We start from the raw sequence: 9,930 nt of genomic DNA on the forward strand, positions 1-9,930 counted from the left end.
ACTAATAGATATGGTAAGATCCCAAGCAGAGGACAAATATGTTGCTACAGCACAAAAACCATTCTTCATGATGCTTCTACAAGAACTTGATAAATTAATGAGAGAAAAGAAGTTAACAAAAGATGATATTGTGGACGAAAACGTTTTAAATGCATTAACAGAGGTTGAGGCAAAAGCTAGAGAGGCAGGATTAAAAGAGAATTCAGTAATATTCACTTTCATCTCAGCTATCAAATCTTATATAAACCAAGAACCACCAACCTCTGATGAATACGATATTGAGCAACTAGCGATTGAAGCGCTAGACAGTTCGCAAGATTCACCGCGATTATTTGTGATAGAGTCGCCAAACATGGACGAGGCAAGACTTATAGTATCTTTGTTAATAGATCAACTATTTATGAGGAGGAAAAGGTCTTATTCCTCAATACCTACACTTCTCTTGGTACTTGATGAGGCGCAAGAGTTTATTCCCTTTGAGACAAAACAAAAAGACTTTAGCGAAGCTTCGTCTTTAGCAGTAGAAAAACTGCTTAGGCATGGAAGGAAATACTACTTACATGGATTGATAAGCACACAGAGGTTAGCCTACTTAAATACAAATGTAATACAACAGATACATACCTACTTCCTAAGTACACTACCAAGGCCTTATGATAGGCAACTTATTGCAGAAACATTTGGCATTTCAGACTCCCTTGTAGATAAAACGCTAGAGTTTGATGTTGGACAGTGGATGATTGCGAGCTTTAAAGCTGCACTCAAAGAAGATATCCCAGTCATATTTAAAGCTGAAAATAACATAATAGAACTTAAGGAGAAACTGAAGTGAACCAAGAGATTATAGATTACATCAGAACCTTTATAAACGATGAAGAGGTAATAAAGGCATTCTTGAAAGTTGACAGAAGAAAATTCTTACCAGAGAATTTGAGAGATAAAGCGTATTCACTCAGCTACGTAGATGAACCTCTCCAAATAACTAAGAACTATAACACAACCGCTCTTTCCTTGGGTTTAAAAATGCTTGATTTGCTCGAGCTGAAGAAAGGCGAGAAAGTACTTGAAATCGGTACTGGAACTGGCTATTACACAGCACTAATAGCTGAAATTGTTGGCTCTGAAAACGTTTACACCTTAGAGTTTGACGAAGAGATGTATAATATTGCAAAAAACAACTTGTTGAAAGAGTATAACGTTCATCTAATTTTCCAAGATGGCAGTGTTGGTTATGAAGAGGGAAAGCCCTATGATAAGGCTATAGTCTGGACAGCATCTCCAACATTTCCTCTTGCAATATATATGCAGATGAAAGAGAAAGGAGTAATAGTTGTACCAATAACTGATAAAAAGGACAGACAAGGACTTTACAAAATAATGAAAAATCCTTTTCCAGTTATAACAAGGCATTTTGATGTCTTATTCTCTCCTTTAAGAGGACTCTGTGGGTATTGGGTTGATCAGAGCTCAAGACCTTCATCACAGATCAACAATTAAAAACTCATCATCACTTATAAATTGAATTTGAGATTTTAAAATAATTGAGGCTAGAGATTTATCAAGGAAAAATAATGTGGACTTTTTACATGGGTTAGATTAGACAGTCTAATAAGGTATAAAGAAGCTTATATTGACTCTGTAGACGATACAGATAAGAGAAAGTGGTTGTTTTACAATGATCAGTTTCACTCTAACGGCTTACACATCACCTTATGGATCTTTTGGTCCGAAAAATGAAGACATATTTCTAACTTCAGATCTCTCAACACTTTCAATTTTTCTCCCTCTTCTGTTGTATTATGTTACCTTTACAAAAATGGTTCCTAATGAGAATATACCCAAGAAGTCAATTTACAAAGGCATTAAAAAGATATAGAGAAGAAAACGACTTTAATTTCCACTCTAGAGATATTGTTGTACTAGTTTATAAGTGGCTTTAAATCTTGGGAAACCTCTTTTTATTTCTTTTGTTTGAATAATAACTTTCTTGTGCAGTAAATATTCATTCTGCTAGAAACTTTTTTGTCGTTTGATAGCTTTGTATTTTTGATTATTGTTAATAGTCGAAATGATACTCTCAGTGATAAATAACTTATTGATAAGTATGGCAAATAGTGATGTTAGTATACGATCTTTTTCTATTTAATCTTATTTATAATTTCTAATTCTTTAAAGTCTAGTTCTTATATATTCCTTTTCATTATATAAATAAACATATTAGCAATTTATATACCTTAGTCAGTGCTCTCTAGGACTTTTTGCTTCTGTTTCTTATAATTATTAATATCTTTTCCCTTTCTAGGAATATTAAAATAGATAACAGAAAAGTTATCATATTAACAAGAACTGGAATGAAAGGTGAAGGAGTATATGAAGTACCTAGAGCTCTACCATAAACAAAAGGATATGAGGAGATCGGCTCACCAGAAAAGTTGGTAAGCAATGTAATATTATTAGGTATAAAAAGCACGTCAAGAAGATAAGAATCTTGATTTCCATTAAAGATAAGTTTAGCCCCTTTACTAACGAAAATTTTACCTAGGTACGAAAAGACAACAGAGACATTAGGTGAGGAGGTGGATACAGAAAGCGAATAAGTCCCGTTTGTAATCGTAAAAGTGCCTCCACCTGGTACAGATACATATACTAAGACTACCTTGTAATAGCCTGGAGTGACGTTAAGGTTTAAGGATGAAGGTTCACCAACTCCAATAAATGAAATACCAGGGAATTTTGAGAGGATCTCTTGGTCATATACATTTACGTTTATAGTGTCTGTAAAGTTTGTGTAATTAGGCAGACGTTTCACCTTAAGTATTACAGGATTAATACCTTGTTTATATGCTGAGAGTGCTAAAAGTTCTGCATAACTGGCATTCCCTATGTAACCACCAATATACTTAGGAGGAATATTGAACATTAGGTAAGATGGTATAACGTTCAAGGACTCATTTGTTGGTGGTATTGTAGTAGAATTGAAATTAACATAAACTGGGGATATGATATGATAAGTAAAATCATTATTCTTGTACACTAGGAAACCAGAATTATTGTAAACTAGAGTGAAAACGTCCTTGTGAGAGTTAATGATGCTCTCTACGTAAGTGTTGTTTTCTGTAGTTACAACGTATTGAACCCCCACCTCGTTTAATATTATTCCTATTTTAGATGTGTTATAGAATGGGGCATTAGTCACATTAGGTAAAAATTGCAAGAAGGCACTAAATGGAGAAGAAGCGTTAACGAAAACGTTTCCCTCGGTATGAGACTCTAAGAACTTGCCAAGTTCTATAACTGAACTGGGTGGATTAACTGGGTTATATTGACCTTGATAATTCCCTGAAAAGACAAAAGATGCTGAGAATGAGAACTGAGCTAAACAGATTAAAATTACAAGAGGGATAAAGTAGTACCTCTCAAGCATTTTAGCTAAAACTAATGCAACAAGTAAGTAAAGAGGGGCTAATATCATCTCTGAAATATATGTTGGTAAAAAGATCCAAAGATATGGATACACAGAGGTTTGTGCTAAGTATCCCCAGAGTGGATAAAGAATGTTAAGAGTTATGTTGTGATTAAGAAAGTAAACGTTGGAGGAAACAATAACAACTAGAAAGAGGTAAAGGAACAAAAAGTAAGTAGTGATACTTCTCTTTTTAAGAAAGACGTAACCCAAAAGACCAAGTTCTACAAAAGCAAAAGAGAAAATGTAAACTACCAACAGATTAATGTGAGACAGGGGAGTACCATAGAAAGAAAGATATGATACTAGGGGTCTAAATAGGGAAAGTCCTCTTAGTGAATCAAGTAGGTTAAAAGTATAATAGTTGAGCCATAGCTGGACGGCTGAAATTCCGTAACCGTATGAGACGTAGGAATGAAGGTTAAGGAATAGGTAGAGGAAAAGCCTGGAATTTAGTAAGACATAAAAAGGAATAGAAAGTAGAAAAGTAATTAGATCTCCTTTTTTATGTCTGTAAAGTATAACAGTTATGACGATAAAAAGTGTAAAGACAAAACCTCTAGGGTCTGTTGTAGTTAATGAAGCGAACAAAGAGAGGAGGAAAGCCCCAGTAATTCCGCCTTTTTCTAGAGAGTAAAAAGCCCCAGCAATTAAGGCTGGAAGAAGAGCGTAAAAGGCAGCATAATTGCTCCAATGGCTAAAATAATAAGCTGTTGGAGAAATTGAATAGAAAAACGCAACTATTATGCTTGTCACGATTTTTACCCTATTGCTTGCGTCTACAAATCTGTCCAGGAAATATCTTGAAGCAAAATACATTGAGGGAAATGATAAGGCAAATGGGAATAAGAAGTAGGATATCCAGTCGGCTAACTCTGGGGAGATTAAGTTAAAGTATAAGAGAATTTCAATAGGCATATAAATGTTGTCCATTATTGCTGGGAAATTTAAGAAAGATATAGCTAATTGGCGAGAAGTTAAATAATAAGCAGGGTAAGAATCCCTTTGATAAATATAACCAATATGTAGGAAAACTCTCCATAATGCAAGGATACTAACTAAGGCGGAGAGAATTATGACTAGTAAAATTTCATATCTTCTTTGCAAATTTTCTCACCCCCAATAGTACCACAGCAAAGATAACAGTAAAGGGTAAAATATATGAGCCTATAGTCTCGTTAAGGGAATCGTTGACACTACTAGAAAGGGACACTTCAGTTCCCTTAGCAAACTTAAATCCTTTAGGTAATATTGGCACTTCCTTATGGTTTATGATATTTGAGGCAATTAACGTATAGGTTGTATTACCCACCGGCTTACCATTTTCTCCGATTTGAAGGATTACAATTTTATAAGGAACACCAGATGAATTAACATAGTAAAAGTACTTTACTTCAACATAATCTATGTACTGTTTCCCCATGTAAATGTACGTGCCATTGTTTGCTGAGATCAAAGTTAAAGGAACTTTTCTATTAATAGTAGAATTACCTACGTTAGGCAAATAAAAGAAGGAAGAAGGACAAGTTAGATTATCATATTCTGTGGCAGTCCCTACTATTGTTGAGTAATTTAATGCATAAGCTGTGAGATTATATGAAAAAGTATCGTTATCATAAACTCTGGTGATATTTTCAAAAAGTATCTCAGTTAAAGTCTGATTTAGTTGCAGAAAATGAACTTCTACTTTATACTCGACAAAAACACTAGGGTATAGTGAAATAAAAAGCAGAGCTAGAATAAATAAGGGAAAAGGATTCACAAATAAAAGATAACCTTATTCAATATAAAGTTTCCGTAAAAATTTTAGAAAAAGAATAATAGTGAGAAAAAAACAAATTAACTTATTTATTGAGCTATTACTGCGACTTGTACAGTTTGTCCGTCGCTTAATGCTAGTGATATCTGATATGTAGTACCTGGCAGTATATTACTACCTAATGTACCGAAGCTAATTGTTACTGTGTTTTGCCCTGCAGTTAATGAACCACTTGTTGGATAAACTGCAGAGCCGGTATATGTAGTTCCTACTATTGTTGCACTAACAACTTGTACATTTCCAGTGCTGTGAAGTGTTATGACAGCTTGACCCTCATTTGAACCCGAAGTATATAATATTCCAGTCCCTACTTGTGTTACTGTTGGTGTTCCACCTAAAGCGCCGAATAGACCGAATGCGAAGCCAACTACTACTAGAGCTATTATTACTGATGCTATTACTAGGATTAGTGCTGTTACAGCACCGCTAAGACCTTTCTTGGCTTTTGTTGCTTTGAACATTTTTTCCTCGGATTTTATTTGGACTTAACTTCTATTTAAATTTTTCTGTCCTCATTTCCTGAAAAGTAAAATCACAATTATTGCTACTACTCCACCAAGGACTATATACTCAAATATCTTTTCTGGTAGATAATAACTATACTCTGTATTCAAACTAGCTGTAACTACATTGGCTTCTGTATATCCAGAAAATATAGGTAAGGGAACTTCGGGGTTAAAGTAGTTTGTCTTCCATAGAATTGCTGTAGCATTGCTTACTAGTTGTAAATTTGCCCCTATTTGTAGCGTCTGAACTTTAACTGCTATTCCAGAAGAGTTTACCCACATAAAGAACTCTATAGTTACCCCTTGTATGTTTGTTTTGCTTTCATATTCATAAAGTCCATCTGAGTAGTTTACGAAATAAAGCTCTCCTCCACCTCTAGTCACGTTATCACCTAACATTGATGGAGGGATGTAATATAGATCTTGAGGGAAAGTCGCATTATTTGTTATTATTGATGGAGGAAGATAATAATGTTGGTTTACATCGTAAATCGTCTCATTTATTTTAATGGTGTTGTTAGAATAAACCTCGATAATCCTCTGTAATATTATCTGATTTATTGTAGTTGTAGTGCCATTTGGTAATACCATTTTTACCGTTTGGTTATAGACAAAGAAAGTGTTAGGGGTGAAAGAAGATGTGGAAGTATGAAGTACTAGAATGAAAAGAGGAAATAGGAGAAGGGATAAAATTATAAGTACTTTCATACCATTTTCCTCGCCTTTCTTCTATTTAAAGTTCATGATAAAAACATTTCATCACATTCTCAGACCTGGCCACTCTAATCATCTAATTTAATCTGTTTGTATCAAGGTTATAAGTGTTTACATTAGGTTGTTGTACTAAACAATTGGTTCTCTATGTTAATTTTATGCTCCTATACTAAGCTATTCGAAGCATTACTAATTTACAGTTTTAGGAATTAATCTGCGTCGGTCTAATAAGAATATGGTTCTTAAACCAGATTAAATCCATAAGATTAATAATAATTATCTTTTAATATATTAACTTAAGTAAAATCGTAATAAAATAGTCAACAAGTTCCTTTCTCTCACACAATTTTCTCTTTCTTAACTTCCTTATACTCTTTCCACTTATAATCTTCCGTGATTATTCCAAACCTTTTGAGGGCTTCAACTCTAGGATCATCTACATCAACTTCTTTTCCATAGTTTTCGTCGACAAACTCCCTTAGCTCTTCATGAAATCTTTTACAAGGGATAGAAATACCTAGGAGGTCTTGCATAATACAAGCCTCATCAAGGCTTTTTACTCCTCTCTGTATAAGCTCCTTTACCTCATCCCTAGGTATACCGCTTTTTATCATCTCTACACCTTCCTTAGGAAGTCCGTACTTAATCCTTTCGTATAGCTCTAAAGCTTCTCCAACTTTTTTGTGTCTTAACGCTTTCAGTACCCTATATAATGCAAAAGAAATCCACCTAGCTGTAGATATTACCTCTTCAAGGTCTTTTGCAGATAGCTTCATACATAGAGAGGAGATGTCTTCTCCATTAGCCCACTTATTTATCAGCTCTTTACCATCATCGCATCCTCTAAGTGTTTGTACTACTTCTGGAGATGTTGATACAACCTCAAGTGGATCAAAATCAGTGTTTAGAGGAAATCCGTTTAGTGCAGACACATCAATATAGCTAAGGGATACTGCTCTACCTAGTTCTGTAAGTTTATAAACACCAGAGTTCTCAGTAACAAGGCTTTGTTTGCTCAAGTATTGAAGTGCATCTTCTACGTTCTTATTTCTAAAAGAAAAAGACTCATCAACTAGCTCTTGCAGTCCTTTAGAAGTAGTCTCGTACCAACTGACTATTCCTAGAGTTAGGTTTTCTAGCGTGAAATTAACTTTCTCTTCGCTTTTATCTTCTTTTTCGTCAGAATTCACGTATTTCTTAGCCACTTTATCCATTTCTTTTATATTTTCAGTAATTACAATAGCCATTCCCTCATTGTCGAAGTTAGGTCTTCCAGCTCTTCCAGCGATTTGTTTAAACTCTGCTGGTGTTAGGTCTCTCCATCCCTTAAATCCTCCTTTCTCATCAGCGTCTGGCAATGACACGTCATAAAAAACTGTAGCATAAACTGGTAAGTTGACTCCTTGTCCTAAAGCAGTTGTTGATACGAGGACTTTTACTTCTCCTTTCATGAATTTGTTAAGTGTGTCATCCCTTATCTCATAAGTTAGACCAGAGTGGTAAGGCAAAGCTGGGATTGAGAATTTTTTGAGTGTATCAGCTAATGTCTCAGCTGAGCTCCTACTTCTGACAAACACTAGAGCGTTTTTGCCTAGAGACAGGATGTAGTTAAGCGTACTAACTAGTAAGTCCAATTTTACGTTCTTTAATTTCCTCTTTTCAAGGGGGATTATCCTGTTGTTGTCGTAACATTTTATGAAAAAGGGAAAAGCAATACACTCGTGTAGAGGTACCTTCCTCTTTTCAACTTTGATTAACTCAGCATTTAACCACTTCTTGTATTGTTCCAAATTACTTATGGTAGCGCTTAATGCGACTATTGGCACTGAGTTCCTTTTAGCCCAGAGCACCACGTTTTCGAGAGAAAGACCTCTGTCGCTTTCAACGTTGTGTATTTCATCAATAATTAACAGACTGACATCTCTTAACCAGCGGTAGTTATGCCTTACTGAGCTGTCAAACTTTTCATAAGTGGTTAAGAGAGCTTCATAGGGGAAGTAACGTAAATCATCTTCATAAACATCTGAATCAACGTATTTAGCTTTCTTTTCTTTTACCGCTTTGTAGACTTCCCTTGAGAGAGCTTTAAGCGGTGAGATGTAAACTACAATACCCCTCTCCTTGTTAAGCAAGTATTTGGCTATGTGAGTTTTCCCAGAACCAGTTGGGGCAGAGATTAAATAGTTCTTCCCGTAAACGTAAGTTTTCTTAAAAAGGTCAAACAAGTCTGTATTCATGAAGTTTCACGGTACTAATGTCTCTCTTTTCTTTTATGATATTAAAACTAATCTCCTGTTGCAATATGTTGAGTCGACTCTATCTCCTCCTTAGAGGCAAGGCCTTCAGTTGTAACAAATATATTAAAGAAGTATTTTATCGTTTAAATTCTCCGAAATATAAGGTTCTTGGAAAGTTGGTATAGGATTAATATAACGGTCTGTCTTATGCAGTATCTTTAGAACAAAGATTAGGATAAAGGTAAGGAAGGGTTCTAATATAAAATTTGGTAACTTAAAAAATGTGAAAACAAATGATATGATTTTTAATTAGAAAATTTATGGAATTAACTTTTTTTGTTGTGGTAGGAAAATGGAATAAAATAAAGTTAAGTATAAAATTGGTCATTTTCTTCACCCATGAAATTAGGGGACAAGGAAAAGGTAGCCGGGCAGGGACTCGAACCCTGGTCCGAGGGGCCAGAGCCCTCGATCCTTGACCGCTAGACGACCCGGCTAAAATTATAAATGGAGGAGAAGTTTAAAACAGTTACTATTATTGGATCTGTCTTTTGGTTCTTGATGAATTTTTAAGTTAATTTTCGGGTCCTACTTTATAACACATTAGATATGCAATAACACCATAAGACTGTACGTAGAGTCTAAATTATAAATGACTATTCACCTTTCTTTATAACGTTCATTAATGACCTTCCAATCATTTTGGTCTAATTTCCATCCTAATGCCCCCGCATTTTCTTCTAGGTGAGCAATATTACTCGCTTTAACTATTGGCACTAGGCTAGGTATTTGAATGTACCAGTTAAGAGCGATTTGAATTGGTGTTTTGCCATATTTCTTTCCAATCTCAGATAACAGTTTGTCATTTTTTATTCTTCCTTTTTCTATGGGTGTATACGCAAGGTAAAGAAGTCCTTTTTTGTTTGCATATTCAACAGTTTCTTCATCGCTCCTATCCCATAAACTGTAATGGTTTTCTATTGCAACTATCTCGTATTTTTTAGTACACTCATTTGCTTTCTCAATTTCTCTAGGTTTAAAATTGCTTAGGCCAAAGAATCTAATTACTCCTCTATCTACAAGATCTTCAAAAGCCTTTATGGTTTCACATATTGGCACTTCTGAAGGCCAGTGCAGCAAGTATAAGTCAATGTACGTTCCTAGTCTTTTAGAACTAGCTAAGGCCGATTT

The 9,930-nt window shown here is 34.9% G+C and carries 8 protein-coding genes and 1 tRNA gene; 2 read left to right on the forward strand and 7 right to left on the reverse strand.

What is annotated here, in order from left to right:
- Both AC3OCB_RS11665 and AC3OCB_RS11670 read left to right on the forward strand, forming a co-directional pair.
- Positions 1–832, forward strand: an 832-nt coding sequence (locus AC3OCB_RS11665) for an ATP-binding protein (protein ID WP_498342743.1), incomplete at its 5' end; no start/stop codon positions are given.
- A complete protein-coding gene (locus AC3OCB_RS11670; RefSeq protein WP_498342744.1) occupies positions 829–1,497 on the forward strand; it encodes a protein-L-isoaspartate O-methyltransferase family protein in 669 nt (222 codons plus the stop codon). The genes AC3OCB_RS11665 and AC3OCB_RS11670, both read left to right, overlap by 4 nt.
- A 751-nt stretch (positions 1,498–2,248) precedes the next feature.
- Here AC3OCB_RS11670 and AC3OCB_RS11675 read toward each other — a convergent pair.
- The 7 genes from AC3OCB_RS11675 to AC3OCB_RS11705 form a co-directional block, all read right to left on the reverse strand.
- Complete coding sequence (locus tag AC3OCB_RS11675; protein WP_498342745.1) at positions 2,249–4,570, reverse strand: hypothetical protein; 2,322 nt, start codon at positions 4,568–4,570, stop codon at positions 2,249–2,251.
- On the reverse strand, positions 4,554–5,225 hold the full coding sequence (locus tag AC3OCB_RS11680; RefSeq protein WP_498342746.1) for a hypothetical protein: 672 nt from the start codon (positions 5,223–5,225) through the stop codon (positions 4,554–4,556). The genes AC3OCB_RS11675 and AC3OCB_RS11680 overlap by 17 nt, the downstream gene beginning before the upstream one ends.
- Before the next feature lie 86 nt (positions 5,226–5,311).
- The gene (locus AC3OCB_RS11685; protein WP_498342747.1) at positions 5,312–5,743 is read right to left on the reverse strand and encodes a DUF973 family protein; all 432 of its coding nucleotides are present in this window, start codon (positions 5,741–5,743) and stop codon (positions 5,312–5,314) included.
- Between the two features lie 51 nt (positions 5,744–5,794).
- Positions 5,795–6,496 (reverse strand): hypothetical protein, encoded by a 702-nt coding sequence (locus AC3OCB_RS11690; RefSeq protein WP_498342748.1) that lies wholly within the window; start codon positions 6,494–6,496, stop codon positions 5,795–5,797.
- Between the two features lie 344 nt (positions 6,497–6,840).
- A complete protein-coding gene (locus AC3OCB_RS11695) occupies positions 6,841–8,739 on the reverse strand; it encodes a DEAD/DEAH box helicase (protein WP_498342749.1) in 1,899 nt (632 codons plus the stop codon).
- A 424-nt stretch (positions 8,740–9,163) separates the two neighbouring features.
- Positions 9,164–9,236 (reverse strand) — tRNA-Gln (locus tag AC3OCB_RS11700).
- A gap of 163 nt (positions 9,237–9,399) precedes the next feature.
- Positions 9,400–9,930: aldo/keto reductase (locus tag AC3OCB_RS11705; RefSeq protein WP_498342750.1), on the reverse strand; the 531-nt coding region annotated here is incomplete at its 5' end.

Source organism: Sulfurisphaera sp., assembly GCF_059755235.1.